Origin of the sequence: Marinovum algicola, assembly GCF_900109145.1 — a bacterium.
Taxonomy (GTDB): domain Bacteria; phylum Pseudomonadota; class Alphaproteobacteria; order Rhodobacterales; family Rhodobacteraceae; genus Marinovum; species Marinovum algicola.
Window position 1 is genome coordinate 99,837 of record NZ_FNYY01000004.1, and the last position, 22,512, is coordinate 122,348.

A 22,512-nucleotide genomic window follows, 5' to 3' on the forward strand; every position below is an offset into this window, starting at 1 on the left:
CTCGGAAGGGCTTTTTGTCCGGGCGCATCCGTTCGACAGAGCCCCCTCCGGCCGCGCGGGCAACATCTGCGGGAACCGGCCCTCCCGGGGGGGACGCCCGACAGGGCGCATGCGCGCCGATCTCGCGGACCGGTAGACCTTGCGCATCAAACCCACCCTCATCGTCATGCTGAAAGAGCCGCGCCCCGGGCGGGTCAAGACCCGGCTTGGCCGCGACATCGGCATGGGCGCCGCGGCCTGGTGGTTTCGCCATCAGACCGCGCGGCTGCTGCGGCGGCTGGATGATCCGCGCTGGCAGCTGATCCTTGCGGTGGCGCCCGACCGCGACGGCCTGCAAAGCCGGGTCTGGCCGGCACACCTGCCGCGACTGCCGCAGGGCGGCGGCGATCTCGGCGCACGCATGGCGCGGGTCTTCCGCAGCCTGCCGCCCGGCCCGGCCTGCATCATCGGCGGCGACATTCCCGGCGTGACCCCGGCGCATGTCGCGCGGGCCTTCGCGGCCCTGGGCGGGCATGACGCGGCCTTTGGCCCGGCGCCCGACGGCGGCTATTGGCTGATCGGGCTGCGCCATCCGGGCCGCGCCCCCGCCGGCTTTCTGACGGGCGTGCGCTGGTCCACCGAACATGCGATGGCCGACAGCATCGCCACCCTGCCCGGCCACCGCATCGCCCGCGTCGACACGCTGGCCGATGTCGACACGGCCGCCGATCTGGCGCCGGCCACGCCGGACTAAGCCGGACCGGTCGCCTGCCCCCGGTGCCCGGTGGCCGGCGGGGCAATGCGCACTAGGTTGTTGCGCTCGTCAGTCAACGTCCCTGTCAGCCGCCAAGACCCATGCCGCTTTTCTATCACCGCAACCGAGAGGAAACCTCCGAAAGCCGCCGGATCTACGCCCTCTTCGAGCTGGCCTATACCGCGGTCGATTTTTCCGCCGCCACCTGTTTCATCATCGGCTCGGTGATGTTCTTTTTTGACGCTTGGCAGACCCCGGCCACCTGGATGTTCCTGATCGGCTCGGTCCTGTTTGCCGCCAAACCCACCCTGCGCCTCGTGCGCGAGCTGCGCCTCGCCGCCGAAGGCGACGAAGAGGACCTGGCCGAGCGGTTTGGCAAGTGACGCCCCGCCACACCCGTGCTAGGCCAGAGCCATGAGCCAATTGCCCACCAAAGCCCAGATCCTCGACTGGATCTCCGCCAACCCGACCCTGACCGCCAAGCGCGACATCGCCAAGGCCTTCGGCATAAAGGGTGCCGCCCGGATCGACCTCAAGCGCCTGCTCAAGGAGCTGGAAGCCGAAGGTCATCTGGAAAAGCGCAAGAAGACCTACCGCGACCCCGACCGGCTGCCGCCGGTCTCGGTGTTGCAGGTCAAGGCGCCGACGCCCGATGGCGATCTCTTTGCCAAGCCGCTGGAATGGCACGGCGAAGGGGTGGAGCCGATCGTTCTGGTGGTGCCCCGCGCCTCGGACCCGGCGCTTGGCGAGGGCGACCGCATCCTGGCGCGGCTGCAAGTGGTGCACGAAGAGGATCACAACTACGAGGCGCGGCTGATCCGCCGGATCGGCAGCAACCCGCGCCGCATTCTCGGGGTGTTCTCGAAACGCTCGGAAGGCGGGCGGATCAAACCGGTCGACAAGGGCGCCGACAAGGAATGGCAGGTCGCCGCAGGCGACGTGCATGGCGCCAGGGATGGCGAGCTGGTCGAGGCCGAGCTGGCCGGGCCCAAGAGCCGCATGGGCCTGCCCCGCGCCCGCATCGTCGAACGGCTGGGCGATCCCACCGCGCCGAAAGCCGTCTCGCTGATCGCCATCCACCAGCACGGCATTCCCGACGCCTTTCCCGACGCGGTGATCGCCGAGGCCGATGCGATGAAGCCCGCCGGCCTGTCCGGTCGCGAAGACCTGCGCGAGCTGCCGTTGATCACCATTGATCCGGCCGATGCCCGCGACCATGACGACGCCTGTTATGCCCATGCCGACGACGATCCGAAGAACAAGGGCGGTCACGTGATCTGGGTCGCCATCGCCGATGTGGCGCATTACGTCCGCCCCGGCTCGGCACTCGACCGCGAGGCGCGCAAACGCGGCAATTCCAGCTATTTCCCCGACCGGGTGGTGCCGATGCTGCCCGACCGGCTGTCAGGCGATCTCTGCTCGCTGCACGAGGGTGTGCCGCGCGCCTGTCTCGCGGTGCGGATGCAGATCAACGCCGGCGGCGAGAAGCTCTCGCATCGCTTTGTGCGCGGGCTGATGCGCTCGCCCGCCTCGCTGAATTATCAGGAGGTCCAGCAGGGCATGGACGGCCAGCCCAACGACCGGGTCGCGCCGCTGATGGAAAGCGTGATCGCGCCGCTCTATGCCGCCTATGACGCGCTGACCAGGGCCCGCGCCGCCCGCCAGCCGCTAGACCTCGACCTGCCGGAGCGGCGCATCGAGCTCAGCGAAGAGGGCAAGGTGCAATCGGTCAACTTCCGCGACCGGCTGGATGCGCACAGGCTGATCGAGGAATTCATGATCCTCGCCAATGTCGCCGCGGCCGAGACGCTGATTGCCAAGAAGGTGCCGCAGCTCTTCCGGGTGCACGAGGAACCGCCGCAGGACAAGCTGGAGTCCTTGCGCGACACCGCCGATGCCGCCGGGCTGACGCTGGCCAAGGGACAGGTTCTGAAGACCGCGCATCTCAACAAGCTGCTGCATGACGCCGCCGGCACCGAGGAAAGCGAGTTGATCAATCTCGCCACCCTGCGGTCGATGACGCAGGCTTATTACAGCCCCAAGAACTTTGGCCATTTCGGGCTTGCGCTGCAAAACTACGCGCATTTCACCTCGCCGATCCGGCGCTATTCCGATCTGATCGTGCACCGCGGGCTGATCGCGGCGCATGGCTGGGGCGACGACGGGCTCTCGCCCGATGACATCGACAAGCTGGAGCCGACCGCGGCGCATATCTCGGACACAGAGCGCCGGTCGATGATTGCCGAGCGCGACACCACCGACCGTTACCTCGCGGCCTATCTGTCGGAGCGGGTCGGCAATGAGTTCACCGGGCGGATTTCCGGCATCGCGCGCTTCGGCGCCTTCGTGAAGCTCGACGAGACCGGCGCCGACGGGCTGATCCCGATGCGCAACCTCGGCCGCGAGTATTTCCACTTCGATCAGGAGACCGCGACGCTGATGGGCTCCGATACCGGGCTGACCATCACCATCGGCCAGCGGGTGACCGTGCGGCTGACCGAGGCGGCGCCGGTGACCGGCGGCATCGCGCTGGAGCTGCTCGAGATCGACGGCGAGCGGCCGCCGCGCGGCAATGGCACCGGCCCGCGCGGCCGACGCGGCGCAGGCCGGGGCGGATCGGGCAAGGGCGGGCCGGCCAAGCGCAAGCTGGTCAAGTCGAAGAAGAAGGCCGCCAAGGTCAGCCGCAAGCAGCGGCAGACCCGGGGGTAGGCCACGGCACGGGGCCGCCGACGTCGGCAACGCGTGCCCCGGACCTGATCCGGGGCCCCCGGCGTCCGGCGCGAGGTCCCGGATCGGGTCCGGGACGGGGAGCAGGAGTGCCGCTCAGGTCACCACGCGCAGCGTCAGGTTGATCCGGCCGCCGTCTTTCAACAGCCCGGACGAGCCGAACTTGATCCGATCCACCCCGTGGTGCACCAGCCGTGCGGCACCGCCGAGCACGACCACATCGCCCGAGGCCAGCCAGACCGAGCCCGTCTTGCCGCCCTTCTCGACATTGCCGACCCGAAACAGCCCGGCGTCGCCCAGCGAGACCGAGACCACGGGCTGGGAAAAATCCGCCTCGTCGCGATCCTGATGCAGCCCCATGCGCGCGCCTTCGCCGTAGTAATTGATCAGGCAGCATTCGGGCGCGCGGGCCTGCGGCGCGAGATCGCGCCAGATCGCCAGCACCGGCTCGGGAATCGCCGGCCAGGCCATGCCGTCGGGGTGGCGCGGCTCGTAGCGATAGCCGCTGCGGTCGGTCACCCAGCCGAATCTTCCCGCTGCCGTCATCCTGACCGACATCTGCCGCCCCCCCGGCGTGACCGGGTGATAGAGAGGCGCCGCGCGCACCACCTCTCGCAGGGCGCCAAGAATTTCAACCTGTTGGTCCGGGTCGAGATAGCCCGGAAAAACCCTGGCGCCGCGCAGATCAAGCCCTGTCATGGCGACCTCTTTCCCACATCATCCCGAAAACCTCGCGCATTTGCACCATACCGAAGCCCACACTGCTTGCAGCATAGAAACCCGGTCCTTATATACACGCCGAAGCGCGGAACGGGCCGCAAGGCTCTCCGCCACACGTTCGGGGTCGGGATGCCGCATATGGGTTCCGCCTCGTGTCATCGCCTTGAAGATTAAGAGGGATCGAAACAATGGGTAAAGTCATCGGGATTGACCTCGGCACCACCAACAGCTGTGTGGCCATCATGGACGGCAGCCAGCCGCGGGTCATCGAAAACTCCGAAGGTGCACGTACGACACCGTCGATCGTCGCCTTCACCGACAACGAACGCCTCGTTGGCCAGCCGGCCAAGCGTCAGGCCGTCACCAATCCGGAAAACACCATCTTTGGCGTCAAGCGTCTGATCGGTCGTCGATTCGACGACAGCGACCTGGCCAAGGACAAGAAGAACATGCCGTTCAACGTCATCGACGGCGGCAACGGCGACGCCTGGGTCGAAGCCAAGAGCGACAAGTACAGCCCGTCGCAGATCTCGGCCTTCATCCTCGGCAAGATGAAAGAAACCGCTGAATCCTACCTCGGCGAGGAAGTCGATCAGGCGGTCATCACCGTGCCGGCGTATTTCAACGACGCCCAGCGTCAGGCCACCAAGGACGCCGGCAAGATCGCCGGCCTCGAAGTGCTGCGCATCATCAACGAGCCGACCGCGGCCGCGCTGGCCTATGGCCTCGACAAGGAAGACACCCACACCATCGCGGTCTATGACCTTGGCGGCGGGACTTTCGACGTGACCATCCTCGAGATCGACGATGGCCTGTTCGAAGTGAAGTCGACCAACGGCGACACCTTCCTCGGTGGCGAAGACTTCGACATGCGGATCGTCAACTACCTGGCGGACGAGTTCAAGAAAGAGCACGGCGTCGACCTGACCAAGGACAAGATGGCGCTTCAGCGTCTGAAAGAGGCCGCCGAGAAAGCCAAGATCGAGCTGTCCTCCTCGTCGCAGACCGAGATCAACCAGCCGTTCATCTCGATGGATCCGAACGGCGGCCAGCCGCTGCACATGGTCATGAAACTGACCCGGGCCAAGCTGGAGTCGCTGGTCAGCGACCTGATCAAGGCCTCGATCAAGCCCTGCCAGGCCGCTCTGAAGGACGCCGGTCTCTCGACCTCGGAAATCGACGAGGTCGTCCTCGTCGGGGGTATGACCCGGATGCCCAAGGTCATCGAAGAGGTGACCAAGTTCTTTGGCAAGGAGCCGCACAAGGGTGTGAACCCGGACGAAGTGGTTGCCATGGGCGCCGCCATCCAGGCCGGCGTTCTGCAAGGTGACGTCAAGGACGTGGTCCTGCTCGACGTGACCCCGCTGTCGCTGGGCATCGAGACCCTGGGCGGTGTCTTCACCCGCCTGATCGACCGCAACACCACGATCCCGACCAAGAAGTCGCAGATCTTCTCGACCGCCGAGGACAACCAGAACGCGGTGACGATCCGGGTCTTCCAGGGCGAGCGCGAGATGGCAGCCGACAACAAGATGCTCGGCCAGTTCAACCTCGAGGACATCCCGCCGGCACCGCGCGGCATGCCGCAGATCGAGGTGACCTTCGACATCGACGCCAACGGCATCGTCTCGGTCCAGGCCAAGGACAAGGGCACCGGCAAGGAGCAGAAGATCACCATCCAGGCCTCCGGTGGCCTCTCGGACGACGACATCGAGAAGATGGTCAAGGAAGCCGAAGAGAACGCCGAAGCCGACAAGGCCCGCAAGGAGCTGGTGGAAGCCAAGAACCAGGCCGAGAGCCTCATCCACTCGACCGAGAAATCGCTCGAGGAGCATGGCGAGAAGGTCGATCCGACCACTGTCGAAGCGATCGAACTGGCGGTGGCCGCGCTCAAGGACGAGCTGGAAAGCGAGAACGCCGAGAAGATCAAATCCGGCATCCAGAACGTCATGGAAGCCTCGATGAAACTGGGCGAAGCGATTTACAAATCGTCCCAGGAAGAGGCCGGCGAAGAGCCTGCACCCGAGGCCGACGGCCCGGCGAATGACGATGACACCATCGTCGACGCCGATTTCGAGGACCTTGACGACGACAAGCGCGCCTGATCGTCGGTGACGACAGCGCACAGGAACCACTGCGGGGGGCCGGTCCGGACGCCGGGCCGGCCCTCGCATGTTCCATGCATAGGAGGACGGACTGATGTCCAAACGTGACTTTTACGAGGTTCTGGGCGTGGCCCGGACCGCCTCCGCCGACGAGATCAAGAAGGCCTACCGCAAGAAGGCCAAGGAGCTGCACCCCGACCGCAACGCCGACAACCCGGAGGCCGAAGCGCAGTTCAAGGAAGCCAACGAGGCCTATGAAGTCCTCAAGGATGCCGACAAGAAGGCGGCCTACGACCGCTACGGTCATGCCGCCTTCGAAGGCGGCATGGGCGGCGGTGGCGGGCGTCCCGGCGGCGGCTTTCACCCCGGTCAGCAGGGCGATTTCGCCTCTGCCTTCTCGGATGTCTTCGACGATCTCTTTGGCGATTTCATGGGCGGCCAGCGCGGCGGCGGACGCCAGCGCGCGGCACGCGGCGCCGACCTGCGCTACAATCTGCGGGTAACGCTGGAAGACGCCTATTCCGGCCTGCAAAAGACGATCAACGTGCCCACCTCGGTGCCCTGTGGTGCCTGTAACGGATCGGGCGCCGAAGGCGGGGCCGAGCCCACCACCTGCCCGACCTGTTCCGGCATGGGCAAGGTGCGGGCGCAGCAGGGCTTCTTTACGGTCGAGCGCACCTGCCCGACCTGCTCGGGCCTCGGCCAGACGATCAAGAACCCCTGCCACACCTGCCATGGCGCCGGCCGGGTCGAGAAAGAGCGCGCGCTTTCGGTCAATATCCCGAAAGGCGTGGAAACCGGCACCCGAATCCGTCTTGCGGGCGAAGGCGAGGCCGGCATGCGCGGCGGACCGCCGGGCGATCTCTACATCTTCCTCGAGGTGACGGCGCACAAGATCTTCGAACGCGACGGCACCGACCTGCATTGCCGGGTGCCGGTGTCGATGTCGGCCGCCGCACTTGGCGGCGATATCGAGGTGCCGACCATCGATGGCGGCCGCTCGCGCGTGAAGATCCCGGCCGGCAGCCAGTCGGGCCGCCAGATGCGGCTGCGCGGCAAGGGCATGCCCGCCCTGCGCGGGGCCGGCACCGGTGACATGTTCATCGAGCTGGCCGTCGAGACCCCGGTCAACCTGACCTCGCGCCAGAAAGAGCTGCTGCGCGAATTCGAGCAGCTGAGCGAGGACAACAACCCCGAGAGCAAGAGCTTCTTCTCTTCGGTCAAGGGGTTCTGGGATTCGATGAAGGGCTGACACCGGCCCTTCCCCGACCACCGCGTCCGGGCGCCAAATTCCTGCAACGGAGTTTTCACATTCTGTCGACAGACTTTGGCGCCCCGTGCATCCGGCGCAAAACCGGCCGCCGGCGTTAACCGCGCGTTTACCGAGGGCGCCGATGCTGGCGTCATGGACAGAAACTCCCTTGCCGAGGCGTCTTTGCCGCTGTTTCAGGGCGACGAGGCCGACGCCCCCGAAACGCTGGCGCGCGGCACGCGGCTGCCGTCTTATATCCGCGATCATCGCAAGCGGCTGCGCGGGCGTTTCATGGCTGGCGGGGCCGAAGCGCTGCCGGATTACGAGATGCTGGAGCTTGTGCTGTTTCGCGCCATTCCGCGCCAGGATGTCAAACCGCTGGCGCATTCGCTTCTCACCCGGTTCGGCGATTTCAATCGGGTGATTTCCGCCCCCGTGGCGCGGCTGGCCGAGGTCAAGGGCGTCGGCACCGCGGTGATCTGCGAGCTGAAGCTGATCGAGGCGGCCGCCCAGCGTCTGGCACGCAGTCGGGTGATCGCGCGGCCCGTCGTGTCAAGTTGGGAGCAGCTCATCGCCTATTGCCATACCGCCATGGCGCACCGCGAGACCGAGCAGTTCCGGGTGCTCTACCTCGACCGCAAGAACACCTTGATCGCCGACGAAGCGCAGGGGCGCGGCACGGTGGATCATGTGCCGGTCTACCCGCGAGAGGTGGTGAAACGCGCGCTGGAGATCAACGCGTCGGCGCTGATCCTGGTGCACAACCACCCCTCGGGCGATCCGACGCCCAGCCGCGAGGATATCGAAATGACCGCGCAGGTCGAGACGGCGGCGCAAGCGCTGGGGCTGGTGCTGCACGATCACATCATCATCGGCAAATCGCGCGAGCTGAGCTTTCGCGCGGAAGGGCTGTTGTAGCGCCCGGCCCGCGCCTGGCCCGCCCGGCCTTCGGGCGCTCAGCGCAGCCGTTTCAGGATCTGCCAGGAGGCGTTTCCGTCCGGCACCGCGCCAATGCTGCGCTGATAGCGCATCAGCGCGGCGCGGGTGTCCGGGCCGATATTGCCGTCAATGCCGCCGGTATCAAATCCCTTGGCCGTCAGCCGGCGCTGCAACTCGTGCCGCTCGGCCCGGACCAGCGCGCGGTCATCCTCGGGCCAGCCGCCCTGCACCGCGTCGCCGCCGGTGATCCTGTCGGACAGATGGCCGACGCCCAACGCATAGAGATCCGAGTTGTTGTAGCGCTTGATCACGTCAAAGTTCTTGAACACCAGAAAGGCCGCGCCACGCGCCCCGGCCGGCAGCAGCACATAGGCCGACCCGTGATCCGGCACCGGGCGGCCATCCATGCCCAGCACCCCGGCGCGGGCCCAGTCCGAGGGCATGCGTTTGACCTTGGACGAGAGCTGGCCATAGTCGAAGTCGCGCGGCAGCGTCACCTCGACCCCCCAGGGCATGCCCTTGATCCAGCCGAACCGTTCCAGATAGGCAGCGGTGGAGGCCAGCGCATCGCTCGGGTCCGCGCTCCAGATATCGCGCCGCCCGTCGCCGGTGAAATCCACCGCATAGGCCTGATAGGAGGTGGGAATGAACTGGGTGTGGCCCATGGCACCGGCCCAGCTTCCGGTCATCTTCTCGGGCGTGGTGTCGCCCCGCGCCAGGATGCGCAGCGCCTCGGTCAGCTGCTGCTCGAAAAATTGGCCGCGGCGGCCGTCAAAGGCCAGGGTGGCCAGCGACCGGATCACCGAAAGATCGCCGCGCCGCGTGCCATAGGCGCTTTCCAGCCCCCAGATCGCGGTGACGATATCGCGGTCGACCCCGTAGCGCGCCTCGATCCGGGCCAGAGTACGCCCCTCTGCCGCCAGCGCCGCGCGGCCATCGGCGATGCGCTTGTCCGATGCCGCGATGGCCAGATATTGCTCGACGGTCTTGGTGAACTCGGTCTGGCTGCGGTCGCGCGCGATGATCTGCGGGTCATAGGTCACGCCGCGAAAGGCCCGGTCGAAGACCTGCGCCGGGATGCCCGCGGCCAGGGCGCGGCGGCGGTAGCCGGCGATCCAGCCCTGAAGCCGCGCATCTTCGGCCGTCGCCGCCGGCGCGGCCGCGGTGGGGCGCGCGGCCCACCCGGCGGGGCGGGCCTGCGGGCGCAGGCTCACGGGGGTGACGAGCAGCTCTCGCAGGTGCACGCCGTGCACCTGAACCGCAGGCCGCGCCTTGGGGCGCAGCGAGCCGGCATCGGCGGCGGCCTGGGTGCCGGCCGACATCAGCAGAAGCGACAGGGCGGCAAAAGACTTCAATGACATGGCGGACCCTCCCGACAGGTGGTGTGGTTCAACTCCGCGCCGACCAGCTGGCCGAGGCATGGCGGCGGGTATAGAATTCGCCCATCAGCCCGATGGTAATCAGACCGACCCCCAGCCAGAGCGGATATTCGAGGTTGGAATTGCGCGGATAGTAATTGACGAAGGCATAGCCACGGGCCTGGTCGATGGCGTGGAACAGCGGGTTCCAGTCGAACATCGCCAGCATGTAGCCCGGCAGCGTGTTGGCGACGAACATCTTGCCCGAAGCGATCATGTTGGCGCGCTGATAGATCGACGACAGGATGGTGATCGCTGAAGGAAACCACGGCTTGAGCGCGAGAAAGACCATGCCTACCGCCGCCCCGGTGAACCAGGCCAGCAGGATCATCCCCATGCAGCCGATCGGATCGTTGATCTCGACATCGGCAAACCCGACGTCATAGACAAAAAGCACGATCAGCACCGAAAGCACCTGGATATAGAGCGACGAAAGCATGCCCGACAGGATCGAGATGATCGTGTTCATCGGCGCATGTTGCATCATCGGCGCGGTCGGCCCCTCGGCGCCGGCGACGGCGCTCATCGTCTTGATGTGGGTCATGTAGAGGAAGATGCCCGACATGATGTAGATCAGGAAATCGCCGCGCAGCTTGAGCCCGCGCAATCCGAGCACGGTGAACATGGCATAGAAGACCATCACCATGATGATGGTCTGAAGCACGTTCATGAAGATCGACATGAAAGCATTGCCGTGCGTCTTGCGCACGTTGCGCACCGCGCCGTGATAGACCAGCTCGATCGTGGTGACGACGGAATCGAGCGTCGTCCTTGGGCGCCGTTGTACGAACATGAAGCTCTGCTCCGCCAGAATAGGGCACTATTGGCACGGAATTCTTGCTGTTCCGTTGTCTCCCAGCATAACCGCGATCCGGCGTCTCGACAACAAAACCCTTTGCCGCGCCGGCGCTGCATCCGCCTCGGTGCCGGCCGGCCGCAGCCGGACGATACCGGCGCGAAAACGCCCGGTTTTTCCGCGCCTGGCCGCCCGCCAAGGTGATGGACATGACCCGACGACAGGTCTAGGCAATGAACAAAGACCGGCACGGCCCGGACGGCGATCAGGAGCTCATTGTGAATTACGACCAGTTGACCAAGGTGATGCGGACACTCGCGCTCGAAGCGGGCGATGTGATCATGGAGATCTACAATTCCGACGATTTCGACGTGCAGACGAAATCCGACGCCAGCCCGGTCACCGCCGCCGACGCGGCCGCCGATGCGCTGATCTCGGCCGGGCTGCGAGAGGCGTTTCCCGATGTGCCCCTGGTCACCGAGGAACAGGCCGAGAGCCATGATACCCAGGCCGATACCTTCCTGATCGTCGATCCGCTTGACGGCACCAAGGAGTTCATCAAGCGGCGTGGCGATTTCACCGTCAATATCGCCTATGTCGAAAGCGGCGTGCCGGTGCGCGGCGTGGTCTATGCCCCCGCGCGCAAGCGTCTGTTCTATACCTCCGCCATGGGCAATGCGGTGGAAGAGACCGGCCCATTCGACAAGGAGACCGCCGGCGAAACCACCCCGATCAAGGTGCGCGAGGCGGAGAATTCCGCGCTGCTCGTCGTCGCCTCGAAATCGCACCGCGACGAGGCGACCGACGATTACATCGGAAAATACAAGGTGGCCGACATGAAGAGCGCGGGTTCCTCGCTCAAGTTCTGCCTTGTGGCCACCGGCGAGGCCGATCTCTATCCCCGGCTGGGCCGGACCATGGAATGGGACACCGCGGCGGGTCATGCGGTGCTCAACGGCGCCGGCGGCAAGGTGGTGCGTTTCGACGATCATACGCCGCTGGCCTATGGCAAGGAGGGCTATGCCAACCCGTTCTTCATCGCCTTTGCGCCGGATGTCGAGCTGAAGGACGCCTGAGGCGTCATGCGCCCGGTCAGCGTCATAATCGTTTCGCATGGCCGGGAAGCCGCGCTGAAACGCTGCCTCAAGGCGCTCCGCCAGCTGCTGTACCCGACGTTCGAAGTGGTCGTCGTCGCCGACCGCCCGACGCTGGCGGCCTTGCAGGGGCTGCCGCAGGCGATGGGTATCAAGACCGCGCCTTGCGACGCGCAGAACATCAGCCTCGCGCGCAACATCGGCCTCGGACTGGCGGCGGGCGAGGTGGTGGCCTTCATCGATGACGATGCGGTGCCCGAGCCCACCTGGCTGACCCATCTCGCGGCGGTTTTCGATGACGCCGAGGTGGCGGCGGCGGGCGGCTATGTGCGCGGCCGCAACGGCATTTCCTGGCAGTGGCGCGGCGCCTGGGTGGATGGCTGCGGGGTCCGTCACGCCCTTCCGCTGGAAGGCGAGCGGCCGACGGTGCTGCATCCCGGCCCCGGCCGCGCGGTCAAGACCGAAGGCACCAACATGGCGTTTCGCCGCGAGGTGATCGCCGGGATCGGCGGATTTGACCCGGCCTTCCGATTCTTTCTCGACGAGACGGATGTGAACCTGCGGCTGGCCCGGGCCGGTCTTGCCACCGCGCTGGTGCCGCTGGCGCAGGTGCACCACGGCTTTGCCGCGAGCGCCCGCCGCCGCGCCGACCGGGTGCCGCGCGACCTGTTCGAAATCGGCGCCAGCCATGCCGCCTTTCTCCTGCGCCACTGCCCGGACGCAAAGCGCGGGGGCGCGCAGGCCCGCTTTGCCGGCGAACAGCGTCGTCGCCTGTTGCGGCACATGGTGGCCGGGCGGCTCGAGCCGCGCGATGTGCGCCACCTGCTGGCGCGGCTGGAGGCGGGTTTTGCCGTGGGCGCGGCGCGGGCGCCCGGCGCCCTGCCCGCCCTGCCACATGCCTCGGAGCCGTTCGCCCCGCTGCCCCCGCGCCCGGCGCTGCGCCCGAAGCTGACCTGCGGCCGCTGGTGGCACCGCGCGCGGCTGCGCCGCCAGGCGGCCCATGACGCCGCCGCCGGCCATGTCTCGACGGCGCTGATTTTCTCGCTGACAACCGCCTATTGCCACGTCCGTTTTACACCTGCGGGATATTGGGAACACAGCGGCGGGCAATTCGGCAAATCCGAGCGCGATGAGCCACTGTTCACCCTTCGCCGGTTGCGCCGGAAATGCGATGCTGAAATAGCACGCATCCGCCGCGAAAGAGGGCTGACCGGCGAGTCCTAGGTCGCAAAGTTCGTTTATATTTGCGTACCACTGGTGTAGAAATTTTGGAAACCCGTGAAATTTTGAGGGCTATTTATGCGTACGAAGGTTACAAAAGCGATTTTTCCGGTTGCCGGGCTTGGCACCCGTTTCCTGCCGGCCACCAAATCGGTGCCGAAAGAGATCATGACGCTGGTCGACAGGCCGCTGATTCAATACGCCATCGATGAGGCCCGCGCCGCCGGCATCAAGGAATTCATCTTTGTCACTTCGCGCGGCAAGGGTGCGCTCGAGGATTATTTCGATCTCGCGCCCCAGCTTGAAAACGAGCTGCGCAAGAGCGGCAAGACCGAGCTGCTCGAAATCCTGAAATCGACCAATATGGAAAGCGGCGCCATTGCCTATATCCGCCAGCACAAGGCGCTGGGCCTCGGTCATGCGGTCTGGTGTGCGCGGCGGCTGATCGGCAACGAGCCCTTTGCCGTCATGTTGCCCGATGACGTGATCGCGGCGGAAAAACCCTGCCTGCAACAGATGGTCGAAGCTTACCAGGAGCATGGCGGTTCGATGGTGGCGGCGATGGAAGTGCCGCAGGACAAGACTTCGGCTTACGGCGTGCTCGACGTCAAGGACGAGATCGGTGACCTTGTGGGCGTCAAAGGCATGGTGGAAAAGCCGAAAGCCGGCGACGCGCCGTCGAACCTGGCGGTGATCGGCCGCTACATCCTGACGCCGGATGTGCTCAAGAACCTCAACAAGATGAAGCAGGGCGCCGGCGGAGAGATCCAGCTCACCGATGCCATCGCACAGGAAATCACCGAAGGCCGCGATGTCTTTGGTATGCGTTTCAAGGGCCAGCGCTTCGACTGTGGCTCCAAGGCCGGCTTCCTTCAGGCGACAGTGGCCTTCGGCCTGGCGCGCGAAGAGCTTCGTGACGATTTGCGCACCTACCTGCAAGAGCTGATGGCCGTGGATCAGGCGGCGCAATAACCGATGACCAAGGGCAATATTCTCGTCACAGGCGGTGCCGGCTACATCGGCTCGCACGCTTGCAAGGCGCTGCGCGACGCGGGCTATACGCCGGTCACTTTCGACAATCTGTCCACCGGCTGGCAGGACGCAGTGAAATTCGGCCCGTTGGCGGAAGGCGATCTGCTCGATCGGGCACGGCTCGACGAGGTGTTTGCCGAATACAAACCGCAGGCGGTCATGCATTTCGCCGCGCTCAGCCTGGTTGGCGAGGCGATGTCGAATCCCGGGCTCTACTGGCGCAACAATGTCGCCGGCTCGCTCAACCTGATCGAGGCGGCGGTCGATGCCGGCTGTCTCGATTTCGTCTTTTCCTCGACCTGCGCCACCTATGGCGACCAGGACAACGTGGTGCTGGACGAGAGCTCGCCTCAGATGCCGCTCAATTCCTACGGCAAGTCGAAACGCGCCATCGAGGACATGCTGACGGATTTCGGCGCCTCGCACGGGCTGCGCCATGTGGTCTTTCGCTATTTCAATGTCGCCGGCGCCGATCCTGACGCGGAGGTTGGCGAATATCACCGTCCCGAGACCCATCTGATCCCGCTGATGCTCGATGCGATCGACGGCAAGCGCGCCGCGCTCACCGTCTTTGGCACCGATTACGACACGCCTGATGGCACCTGCATCCGCGATTACGTGCATGTCTGTGATTTGGTGGATGCCCATGTGCTGGGGCTGAGATGGCTCGAAGAAGACAAGGAGAGCCGGATTTTCAACCTCGGCACCGGCAGCGGATTTTCAGTATTCGAGGTGATCGCCCATTCCAAAGCCGTCACCAACCGCGAGGTGCCGCATGAAATCGGGCCGCGTCGCGGCGGCGATGCGACGAAACTTGTTTCCGGATCGACCCGCGCCGTGCAAGAACTGGGCTGGACCCCGATGCGATCCAACCTGGAGGCGATGATCCGCGATGCCTGGCGCTGGCACCAGAGCGGCCGTTACGAAAAATAGCCCGCCTGCCCGCTGTCTCGACATCACGCGGCTGATCCGGCGGGCCGGACGGGTGATGACCGGTGTGGACCGGGTCGAATTTGCCTATCTGCGCGCGCTGCTGGCTGATCCGGTGCCGCTTTTTGCTCTTGCCCGAACCCGGCTGGGCTATGTGCTGCTGTCACAACAGGGCGCGGCCGAGATCCTGCGCCGCGCCACCAGCGACGACTGGGGCCGGCTTGACGCGCTGGGGCGGGTGAGCAAGGGCCCCAAGATGCGCCGCCGTGCCGAGGCCGACCTACGCCGCGCAGCCCTGGCGCGCGCCTTGCCCTGGCGGCTGGGGGCAATACTGCGCCGACATCTTCCGCCCGGTACGCTCTATTGCAACACCGGCCATTCCAACCTGACCGAACGGGTGGTGACCGCCTGGCGCGGCCTGCCGAATGCACGGATCGCGGTGCTGGTGCACGACACCATCCCGCTTGATTTTCCACAATACCAGCGCCCGGAAACCCTTCGAAAGTTCAAGCGCTTCCTCGGCCGCACCGCGCAGGCGGCCGACATCATCATCTGCAATTCCAGGGCCACGCTGGCCGATTGCCAGCGTCACATGCAGGTTTTTGGCCGCATCCCCGAGGGGATCGTGGCGCCGCTGGGGATCGAGACCGTCCCGCCCGGCCCCGCCCCCCCCGGTCTGCCACCGGGGCCGTATTTTGTCTGCGTCGGCACCATCGAGCCGCGCAAGAACCATGCGCTGCTGCTCGACATCTGGGATCGCTTCGCCGCCGAGGGCCGGGATGCGCCGCACCTGCTGCTCTGCGGCGCGCGGGGCTGGAACAACGCGGCGGTCTTTGCCAGGCTCGACGCCGGCAACCCGCTGGTGCAGGAACGCCCCGGGCTGAGCGATGGGGAGATCGCGGCGCTGCTGGTGCACTCGCGCGGGCTGCTGTTTCCCAGTCTGGCCGAAGGCTACGGGCTGCCACCGATCGAGGCCGCCGCCCTGGGTGTGCCCGCCGTGGTGGCCGACCTGGCGGTCTATCGCGAGACGCTGGACGACATACCCATTTACCTGCCGCCGCAAGACATCTATTCTTGGCGCCAGAAAATCGAACAACTTCAAGAGCAGAGACCCCCGACAGCCCCCTATGTACCGCCAAGCTGGGACAGGCATTTCAACATTGTCTTAAGACAGCGCTGATACCGATCAAGGGTCGTTTCGGAAGGTTAACAGAGGATCAGGATTGGGCGCCTGGCAGTCATACAGCCTCAGGCTTCAGCGCAAGCGCTGGCGCATCCGCGCCATGCGCAAATCGCGCGAGCTTCGCGCCGCCGCCGACCGGACCGATCAGATCCGCCCCGGTGACCTGCTGCTGTTCTCGACCCTGCGCAACGAACATGTGCGCCTGCCCTATTTCCTGCGCTACTACCGCGATCTCGGCATCAACCATTTCCTGATGGTCGACAACGACAGCACCGATGGCTCGGATGCCTTTCTTGCCGATCAGCCCGATGTTTCGCTCTGGCGCACTGGGGGCAGCTACAAGCGCTCGCGCTTTGGCGTCGACTGGCTGAACTGGCTGGCGCGCAAACATGCCCATGGACATTGGGCGCTGACCGTCGACCCCGATGAATTCTTTCTGTTTCCCTTCTGTGACACCCGACCGCTCAGGGCGCTGACCGACTGGCTCGATGCCTCGTCGATCCGGTCGTTCTCGGCGATGCTGCTGGACATGTACCCCAAGGGGCCGATCAATGCGCAGCCCTATCTGCCCGGGGACAATCCGCTTGATATCGCCTGCTGGTTCGACAGCGGCAACTACGCGATCCGCCGCAATCACCGCTTCGGCAACCTCTGGATCCAGGGCGGGCCGCGGCGCCGGGTGTTCTTTTCCGACCTGCCCGAGAAGGCGCCTGCGCTGAACAAGATACCGCTGGTCAAATGGGACCGGCGCTACACCTATGTCAGCTCGACGCATATGCTGCTGCCGCGCGGGCTCAACCTCGTCTATGACGAATGGGGCGGCGAAAAGGCCAGCGGCATCCTGCTGCACACCAAGTTCCTCGACACCTTCACCGCCAAGGCGGCCGAAGAGCTGGAGCGCAGGCAGCATTATTCGGGGTCGGTGGAATACAAGGCCTATGCCCGGACGCTTGAGGAAAACCCCGATCTCTGGTGCAAGTGGTCCGAGAAATACATCAACTGGCGCCAGCTCGAAATCCTCGGATTGATGTCCAAGGGGAACTGGGCATGAGCCTCGGCGTCGTCATGCTTGTCCATACCGCCTTCAAGCGGGCGGAACAGGTGGCGCGGCATTGGGCCAACGCGGGGTGCCCGGTTGTCATCCACGTCGATCGCAATGTCGTCGCCAAGTCCTACAAGGCCTTTGTCGCGGCACTCGCGGATGTCGATCACATCCGCTTTTCCCGCCGCTACCGCTGCGAATGGGGCACCTGGGGCATCGTCGCTGCCAGCCAGACCGCCTCGGAAAAGATGCTGCGCGACTTTCCCGATGTTCAGCATGTCTACCTCGCCTCGGGCTCCTGCCTGCCGCTGCGGCCGATCGAAGAGCTGATCGATTATCTCGCGGCGCGGCCGCGCACCGATTTCATCGAAAGCGCCACCACGATGGATGTGCCCTGGACGGTCGGCGGCCTCGACCAGGAGCGTTTTACCCTGCATTTCCCGTTTTCCTGGCGACGCCACCGCTTTCTGTTCGACAGGTTCGTCCAGATTCAACGCCTGATCGGGACAAAGCGGATGATCCCCAGCGGCCTGCGCCCGCATATGGGCAGCCAGTGGTGGTGCCTGACGCGGCAGACGCTGACCGCGATCCTGCAAGACCCCGATCGCGCGACCTATGACGATTTCTTCCGCCGGGTCTGGATCCCCGACGAAAGCTATTACCAGACACTGGCACGGCTCTATTCCCGCGAGTTGGAGAGCCGGTCGCTGACCCTGTCGAAGTTCGATTTCCAGGGCAAGCCGCACATCTTCTACGACGACCATCTGCAACTCCTGCGCCGCTCCGATTGTTTTGTCGCGCGCAAGATCTGGCCGCATGCGGAGCTGCTCTATCGCGCCTTCCTGACCGACCGCGCCGGCGCCATGAGCCGGACCGAACCCAACCCCGGCAAGATCGACCGCATCTTTGCCAAGGCGGTCGACAGGCGGACGCGCGGGCGGCCGGGGCTCTACATGCATTCGCGTTTTCCCAACGAAAACTGGGAAAACGGTGTCACCGCCGGGCCCTACTCGGTGTTTCAGGGCTTTGCCGAGCTGTTCGACGATTTCGAGCCCTGGCTGGCGCGGGCCACCGGCTCGCGGGTGCATGGCCACCTTTTTGCGCCGGAAAAGGCCGAGTTCGCCGAAGGGGAAGAGGTGATCCATGGCGGGTTGGCGGCCAGCGCCGAAATCCGCGATGCCAACCCCTGGGCCTTTCTGACCAACCTGATCTGGAACACCCGCGGCGAACGGCAATGCTTTCAATTCGGGCCGCATGACACTCAGGACGACGTGATCTGGAACATCGCCAAGGATCCGAATGCGCAGATTTCCGTCGTCTCCGGCGCCTGGGCGGTGCCGCTGTTCAACTCCAACCTCGATTTCGCCACCATCCGCCGTGCCGCCGCCAAGCTGCAAAAGATCGAGGCGGATTCGCTCGATGCCTATCGCTCGCCTTATGCCAAGGCGCATATCCGCATCTGGACCATGGCCGAATTCATCGAGGCGCCGATGGAGCCACTGCAAAGCATCATCGACGAAATCGGCGCGCGCAATCCCCGCCGGCTGGCAGAGGTGCCCAAGATGCGGGATCTGACCGGCTTTGGCCAGTTCCTGCAAAACCTCAAGAACCAGGGGATGCACCCCTATCTGATGGGTGATTTTCCGGTCGAAGGCCGGCAGCTGGGCCAGCGCCCGCGCACCCGCAAACCCTATCTGGTGAGATAACAGCGCATGGCCCAGAACTTTGACGCCTTCGTGGTCTTTGCCGAGATGCGCACCGGCTCCAACCTACTTGAAGCCAATTTGAATCTGTTTGACGGCATTTCCTGCCTCGGCGAGGCCTTCAACCCGCATTTCATCGGCTATCCCAACAAGACCGAGCTGCTCGACATCAGCCGCGAAGCGCGCGACAGCGATCCGGCGGCGCTGCTCGACCGGGTGCGCGGCGCGGAGGGGCTGGCCGGCTTCCGCTATTTCCACGACCATGACCCGCGCATTCTTGCGCCGCTGCTCGACGATCCACGCATCGCCAAGATCGTGCTGACGCGCAATCCGATCGACAGCTACGTCAGCTGGAAGATCGCGCAGAAAACCGACCAGTGGAAGCTGACCAATGTCAGCCGCCGCAAGGACGCCAAGGCCACCTTTGACAAGGCCGATTTCGAGGCCCATCTCGAGGCCTTGCAGAGCTTTCAGATCCGGCTGCTGAACGGGTTGCAGACACGCGGACAGACCGCCTTCTATGTGGCTTACGAGGATGTGCAGGATCTGGGCGTGATGAACGGGCTGGCGCGCTGGCTGGGCTGCGACACCCCGCTCGAGAGCTTCGACCACAACCTCAAACGCCAGAACCCGGCGCCGATTTCCGACAAGGTCGAGAACTTTGCCGAAATGGAGCAGGCGCTGGCGCGGCTGGACCGCTTCGATCTTTCGCGGACCCCGAATTTCGAGCCGCGCCGGGGGGCTGCGGTGCCGGGATATGTGGCGGCCGGGACGGCACCGCTGCTCTACATGCCGATCAAGGGCGGGCCCGAGGAAGCGGTCTGCGACTGGCTGGCGGGGCTCGGCGGCGATCTCAGGCGCGATTTCAACCAGAAGAGTCTGCGGCAATGGCTGCGCCGCAATTCCGGCCACCGCCGTTTTACCGTGCTGCGCCATCCGCTGGCGCGGGCGCACCACGTCTTTTGCCAGCGCATCCTTTCCAAGGGGCCGCAGAGCTTTGGCCGCATCCGCCGGGTGCTGACCAACCGCCACGATCTGCCGATCCCCGAGGATTGGCCCGATCCCGCCTATGACGCCGCCACCCACCGCGCCGCCTTTGGCGGTTTTCTCGAGTTCATCCGCGCCAACCTGGCCGGGCAGACCAACCTGCGGATCGATCCGCATTGGGCCAGCCAGAGCGGCATTCTGCAAGGCATGGGCGATCTGTGCCTGCCCGACATGGTGCTGCGCGAAGGCGAGATCGCCGAGGGGCTTGCGCGGCTGGCCGCGCAAGTCGGTCTCGAGGCGCCTGCGCCCCGGGCGGCCGCACCGGACGGACCGATCGCGCTTGACGAGATCTATGACGCGGATCTCGAGGCGCTGGCGCGGGCAGCTTATCCGCGCGACTATCTGATGCTGGGTTTCGGGAACTGGCGGTAGACGGCGGGCGCGGCGCCCGGCGTGCCGGATGCTCTTGTCGCGGCCCTGGAAATGCCCCGGCCGCAGGGCGAGGCGGCCGCTCAGGCGGCCTTCATCGCCTCTTCCTCGGTGAGGATGGTATAAAGCGTCACCACGCTCTGATTGGCGCGCAGCTTGGTGCAGACCGCCGGATCGCGCAGCAGCCGCGAGACCCGTGCCAGCGCCTTGAGATGCTCGACGCCGGCATCCTCGGGGGCAAACAGGCCAAAGACGATATCCACCGGCTGACGGTCGACCGAGGAGAAATCGATCGGCTTTTCCAGCAGCAGGAAGACCCCCACGCAGGTATCGAGCCCGGCAATCCGCGCATGCGGCAGAGCCACCCCGTGGCCGACACCCGTCGGCCCCAGGGATTCCCGTTCGAGCAGCGACTCGAAAGCGGTGCCGGAGTTGATACCATAAGCGGCATGGGCCAGGTCGGCGACATCATGCATCAAACGCTTCTTGCTCGTGCATCCGGTATTGACCCGGATTGCCTCGGGTTTCAGCAAATCTGAAAGTTCCATAATCTCGCCTGTAATCCCATTCCTGACCAGACCGCAGGCTCAAGCCTGTTCTTGCGGTTCAATCCAGCCGATATTGCCATCATCTCGCCGATACACGACGTTCAGACCCTTCTTCTCGCTCCGAAACACCAGAACAGGTGCGCCTGCAAGTTCCATCTGCATCACGGCTTCGCCAACCGTAAGTGCGGGAATGTCCGCTTTCATTTCGGCGACGATCATCGGCTGGAGGCTGTCCGGCTCCGAATCTTCGTCCACCCCGTCGCTGGCGAGGATATACGATGACGCGCCGAATGTTTCAACGGGCTCGGACCGGTCCTTGTGGTGGTCCTTCAGACGGCGCTTGTAGCGGCGTAGCTGCTTCTCCATCTTGTCGCAGCAGCTTTCAAAAGCGGCATAGATTTCAGTGGCATGCGCCTTGGCCTGGGCGGTGAGGCCGGTGGAAAGATGCACCGTGGCCTCGCAGACGTATTCATGCGCGGCCTTGGAAAACACGACGTTCGCATCGGTCGGCCGTTCGGCATATTTCTGCACGACACCGCCCAACCCATCCTGCACATGGGTTTGCAGCGCGGCGCCGATATCGATCTGTTTGCCGGTGATTTGATAGCGCATCTTGCGTCCTTCTTATTGTTCCGGTGACGCGTCACGCCACGGCTGCCGGGGGCAGCCGAACGCTTCCACTCACCATCTCGGGGGTCTGACGAGCCGAGGTGCTTGTACAGGTAGACCCATCCCGAAAACAGGAACGCGACTCTTTTCCAAGGCAAGCCACTCAAGCGTCATGACCCCATTTGAGGACAGAGCACAGCCGTCTGTCAATGACTTGTCACGACAATAGCGCCGGAATCGGTAAACAGGAGGTTAACCGCCACCCGGCCGCGCGGGGGCGCCGTTCAGGAGATCCGGAACTGATCGCCAAGGTAGACGCGGCGGACGTTTTCGTTCTCGACCACCTCCTCGGGGGTGCCCGACATCAGCACCGTTCCGTCATGCAGGATATAGGCGCGGTCGACGATCTCCAGCGTTTCGCGCACGTTGTGATCGGTAATCAGCACGCCGATGCCGCGGTTCGACAGGTCCGAAACCAGCCCGCGGATATCCCCGACCGAAATCGGATCGACCCCGGCAAAGGGTTCGTCGAGCAGGAGATATTTCGGCTCGGCCGCCAGACAGCGGGCAATCTCGACCCGCCGCCGTTCGCCGCCCGACAGCGCCAGCGCCGGGGCGCGGCGCAGGTGTTCGATGTGAAACTCCGACAGCAGCTCCTCGAGCCTTTCGCGCCGCCGCCGGCCATCGCGCACCGCGATGTCGAGAATCGCGCGGATGTTGTCCTCGACGCTCATGCCGCGAAAGATCGACATTTCCTGCGGAAGATAGCCGATACCCAGCTTGGCCCGACGGTACATCGGCATGGTGGTCACCATCTGGCCGTCGATCGTGACCGTGCCGCCTTCGGGAAACACCAGCCCCGCCACCGAATAGAAGGTCGTCGTCTTGCCGGAGCCGTTCGGCCCGAGCAGCGCCACCACTTCGCCGCGGTGCAGCTCCATGCTGACATCGCGGATCACCACCTTCTTGCGGTAGCTCTTGCGCAGGTGGTCGATGCGCAGCCCGGCAGAGCCTTGGGTCAAGGACAATTCTGGCGGCGTCATC

20 protein-coding genes are annotated in these 22,512 nt (G+C 65.0%); 14 read left to right on the plus strand and 6 right to left on the minus strand.

The window, feature by feature from the left end; all coding sequences use genetic code 11:
• Positions 1-145 precede the first annotated feature (145 nt).
• From BMW90_RS07640 to rnr, 3 genes are all read left to right on the plus strand, one after another.
• On the plus strand, positions 146-733 hold the full coding sequence (locus BMW90_RS07640) for a TIGR04282 family arsenosugar biosynthesis glycosyltransferase (RefSeq protein ID WP_139211275.1): 588 nt from the start codon (positions 146-148) through the stop codon (positions 731-733).
• Between the two features lie 101 nt (positions 734-834).
• Complete coding sequence (locus BMW90_RS07645; RefSeq protein ID WP_048533184.1) at positions 835-1,116, plus strand: YrhK family protein; 282 nt, start codon at positions 835-837, stop codon at positions 1,114-1,116.
• 31 nt (positions 1,117-1,147) lie between these two features.
• Positions 1,148-3,442 carry a ribonuclease R gene (rnr, locus tag BMW90_RS07650; RefSeq protein ID WP_074835917.1) on the plus strand — a complete coding sequence of 765 codons (2,295 nt, stop codon included), beginning with the start codon at positions 1,148-1,150 and terminating at the stop codon, positions 3,440-3,442.
• 114 nt (positions 3,443-3,556) lie between these two features.
• On the opposite strand, the gene BMW90_RS07655 is transcribed toward rnr, so the two are convergent.
• Complete coding sequence (locus BMW90_RS07655) at positions 3,557-4,159, minus strand: alpha-ketoglutarate-dependent dioxygenase AlkB family protein (RefSeq protein WP_048533187.1); 603 nt, start codon at positions 4,157-4,159, stop codon at positions 3,557-3,559.
• A 209-nt stretch (positions 4,160-4,368) separates the two neighbouring features.
• Between BMW90_RS07655 and dnaK the strand changes: the two genes are divergently transcribed.
• The 3 genes from dnaK (at position 4,369) to radC (ending at position 8,455) form a co-directional block, all read left to right on the plus strand.
• Positions 4,369-6,285: a molecular chaperone DnaK gene (gene dnaK / locus BMW90_RS07660; RefSeq protein WP_074835919.1), complete on the plus strand. Its 1,917-nt coding sequence runs from the start codon at positions 4,369-4,371 to the stop codon at positions 6,283-6,285.
• Between the two features lie 94 nt (positions 6,286-6,379).
• On the plus strand, positions 6,380-7,537 hold the full coding sequence (dnaJ, locus tag BMW90_RS07665) for a molecular chaperone DnaJ (protein ID WP_048533189.1): 1,158 nt from the start codon (positions 6,380-6,382) through the stop codon (positions 7,535-7,537).
• A 153-nt stretch (positions 7,538-7,690) separates the two neighbouring features.
• Positions 7,691-8,455: a RadC family protein gene (gene radC, locus BMW90_RS07670; protein WP_048533191.1), complete on the plus strand. Its 765-nt coding sequence runs from the start codon at positions 7,691-7,693 to the stop codon at positions 8,453-8,455.
• A 38-nt stretch (positions 8,456-8,493) separates the two neighbouring features.
• Here radC and BMW90_RS07675 read toward each other — a convergent pair whose 3' ends face one another.
• On the minus strand, positions 8,494-9,837 hold the full coding sequence (locus BMW90_RS07675; RefSeq protein ID WP_074835921.1) for a lytic murein transglycosylase: 1,344 nt from the start codon (positions 9,835-9,837) through the stop codon (positions 8,494-8,496).
• 28 nt (positions 9,838-9,865) lie between these two features.
• A complete protein-coding gene (locus BMW90_RS07680) occupies positions 9,866-10,687 on the minus strand; it encodes an ABC transporter permease (RefSeq protein ID WP_048533193.1) in 822 nt (273 codons plus the stop codon).
• A gap of 281 nt (positions 10,688-10,968) precedes the next feature.
• Between BMW90_RS07680 and cysQ the strand changes: the two genes are divergently transcribed.
• From cysQ to BMW90_RS07720, 8 genes are all read left to right on the plus strand, one after another.
• Positions 10,969-11,766, plus strand: a complete 798-nt coding sequence (cysQ, locus tag BMW90_RS07685; protein WP_048534004.1) for a 3'(2'),5'-bisphosphate nucleotidase CysQ — start codon at positions 10,969-10,971, stop codon at positions 11,764-11,766.
• A gap of 6 nt (positions 11,767-11,772) precedes the next feature.
• Positions 11,773-13,008 (plus strand): glycosyltransferase family 2 protein, encoded by a 1,236-nt coding sequence (locus tag BMW90_RS07690; RefSeq protein ID WP_048533194.1) that lies wholly within the window; start codon positions 11,773-11,775, stop codon positions 13,006-13,008.
• Positions 13,009-13,083: 75 nt separating this feature from the next.
• On the plus strand, positions 13,084-13,977 hold the full coding sequence (galU, locus tag BMW90_RS07695; protein WP_048533195.1) for a UTP--glucose-1-phosphate uridylyltransferase GalU: 894 nt from the start codon (positions 13,084-13,086) through the stop codon (positions 13,975-13,977).
• Between the two features lie 3 nt (positions 13,978-13,980).
• Positions 13,981-14,970 (plus strand): UDP-glucose 4-epimerase GalE, encoded by a 990-nt coding sequence (gene galE / locus BMW90_RS07700; RefSeq protein WP_074835922.1) that lies wholly within the window; start codon positions 13,981-13,983, stop codon positions 14,968-14,970.
• Between the two features lie 55 nt (positions 14,971-15,025).
• The gene (locus BMW90_RS07705; RefSeq protein WP_244526455.1) at positions 15,026-16,147 is read left to right on the plus strand and encodes a glycosyltransferase family 4 protein; all 1,122 of its coding nucleotides are present in this window, start codon (positions 15,026-15,028) and stop codon (positions 16,145-16,147) included.
• A 103-nt stretch (positions 16,148-16,250) separates the two neighbouring features.
• The gene (locus BMW90_RS07710) at positions 16,251-17,201 is read left to right on the plus strand and encodes a glycosyltransferase family 2 protein (RefSeq protein WP_170850526.1); all 951 of its coding nucleotides are present in this window, start codon (positions 16,251-16,253) and stop codon (positions 17,199-17,201) included.
• Entirely contained in the window at positions 17,198-18,898 is a 1,701-nt protein-coding gene (locus BMW90_RS07715) for a DUF5927 domain-containing protein (RefSeq protein WP_074835927.1), read from the plus strand. The genes BMW90_RS07710 and BMW90_RS07715 overlap by 4 nt, the downstream gene beginning before the upstream one ends.
• A 6-nt stretch (positions 18,899-18,904) precedes the next feature.
• A complete protein-coding gene (locus BMW90_RS07720) occupies positions 18,905-20,314 on the plus strand; it encodes a nodulation protein NodH (RefSeq protein ID WP_074835929.1) in 1,410 nt (469 codons plus the stop codon).
• Between the two features lie 80 nt (positions 20,315-20,394).
• Here BMW90_RS07720 and BMW90_RS07725 read toward each other — a convergent pair whose 3' ends face one another.
• From BMW90_RS07725 to lptB, 3 genes are all read right to left on the minus strand, one after another.
• Positions 20,395-20,859 (minus strand): PTS sugar transporter subunit IIA, encoded by a 465-nt coding sequence (locus tag BMW90_RS07725; protein WP_048533201.1) that lies wholly within the window; start codon positions 20,857-20,859, stop codon positions 20,395-20,397.
• Between the two features lie 39 nt (positions 20,860-20,898).
• Positions 20,899-21,471 (minus strand): ribosome hibernation-promoting factor, HPF/YfiA family, encoded by a 573-nt coding sequence (gene hpf, locus BMW90_RS07730; protein ID WP_048533202.1) that lies wholly within the window; start codon positions 21,469-21,471, stop codon positions 20,899-20,901.
• Positions 21,472-21,752: 281 nt separating this feature from the next.
• Positions 21,753-22,511, minus strand: a complete 759-nt coding sequence (gene lptB / locus BMW90_RS07735; RefSeq protein ID WP_048533203.1) for an LPS export ABC transporter ATP-binding protein — start codon at positions 22,509-22,511, stop codon at positions 21,753-21,755.
• Position 22,512: the final 1 nt, after the last annotated feature.

What these genes read in the sequence shown, in the direction of transcription:
- BMW90_RS07715 (WP_074835927.1), top strand. Translation starts at nt 17,198, where the DNA reads ATGAGCCTCGGCGTCGTCATGCTTGTCCATACCGCCTTCAAGCGGGCG.
- BMW90_RS07680 (WP_048533193.1), bottom strand. Translation starts at nt 10,687, where the DNA reads ATGTTCGTACAACGGCGCCCAAGGACGACGCTCGATTCCGTCGTCACC.
- dnaJ (WP_048533189.1), top strand. Translation starts at nt 6,380, where the DNA reads ATGTCCAAACGTGACTTTTACGAGGTTCTGGGCGTGGCCCGGACCGCC.
- BMW90_RS07720 (WP_074835929.1), top strand. Translation starts at nt 18,905, where the DNA reads ATGGCCCAGAACTTTGACGCCTTCGTGGTCTTTGCCGAGATGCGCACC.
- dnaK (WP_074835919.1), top strand. Translation starts at nt 4,369, where the DNA reads ATGGGTAAAGTCATCGGGATTGACCTCGGCACCACCAACAGCTGTGTG.
- lptB (WP_048533203.1), bottom strand. Translation starts at nt 22,511, where the DNA reads ATGACGCCGCCAGAATTGTCCTTGACCCAAGGCTCTGCCGGGCTGCGC.
- BMW90_RS07655 (WP_048533187.1), bottom strand. Translation starts at nt 4,159, where the DNA reads ATGACAGGGCTTGATCTGCGCGGCGCCAGGGTTTTTCCGGGCTATCTC.
- galE (WP_074835922.1), top strand. Translation starts at nt 13,981, where the DNA reads ATGACCAAGGGCAATATTCTCGTCACAGGCGGTGCCGGCTACATCGGC.
- BMW90_RS07710 (WP_170850526.1), top strand. Translation starts at nt 16,251, where the DNA reads ATGCGCAAATCGCGCGAGCTTCGCGCCGCCGCCGACCGGACCGATCAG.
- galU (WP_048533195.1), top strand. Translation starts at nt 13,084, where the DNA reads ATGCGTACGAAGGTTACAAAAGCGATTTTTCCGGTTGCCGGGCTTGGC.
- hpf (WP_048533202.1), bottom strand. Translation starts at nt 21,471, where the DNA reads ATGCGCTATCAAATCACCGGCAAACAGATCGATATCGGCGCCGCGCTG.
- BMW90_RS07705 (WP_244526455.1), top strand. Translation starts at nt 15,026, where the DNA reads ATGACCGGTGTGGACCGGGTCGAATTTGCCTATCTGCGCGCGCTGCTG.
- rnr (WP_074835917.1), top strand. Translation starts at nt 1,148, where the DNA reads ATGAGCCAATTGCCCACCAAAGCCCAGATCCTCGACTGGATCTCCGCC.
- BMW90_RS07690 (WP_048533194.1), top strand. Translation starts at nt 11,773, where the DNA reads ATGCGCCCGGTCAGCGTCATAATCGTTTCGCATGGCCGGGAAGCCGCG.
- BMW90_RS07645 (WP_048533184.1), top strand. Translation starts at nt 835, where the DNA reads ATGCCGCTTTTCTATCACCGCAACCGAGAGGAAACCTCCGAAAGCCGC.
- BMW90_RS07725 (WP_048533201.1), bottom strand. Translation starts at nt 20,859, where the DNA reads ATGGAACTTTCAGATTTGCTGAAACCCGAGGCAATCCGGGTCAATACC.
- BMW90_RS07675 (WP_074835921.1), bottom strand. Translation starts at nt 9,837, where the DNA reads ATGTCATTGAAGTCTTTTGCCGCCCTGTCGCTTCTGCTGATGTCGGCC.
- radC (WP_048533191.1), top strand. Translation starts at nt 7,691, where the DNA reads ATGGACAGAAACTCCCTTGCCGAGGCGTCTTTGCCGCTGTTTCAGGGC.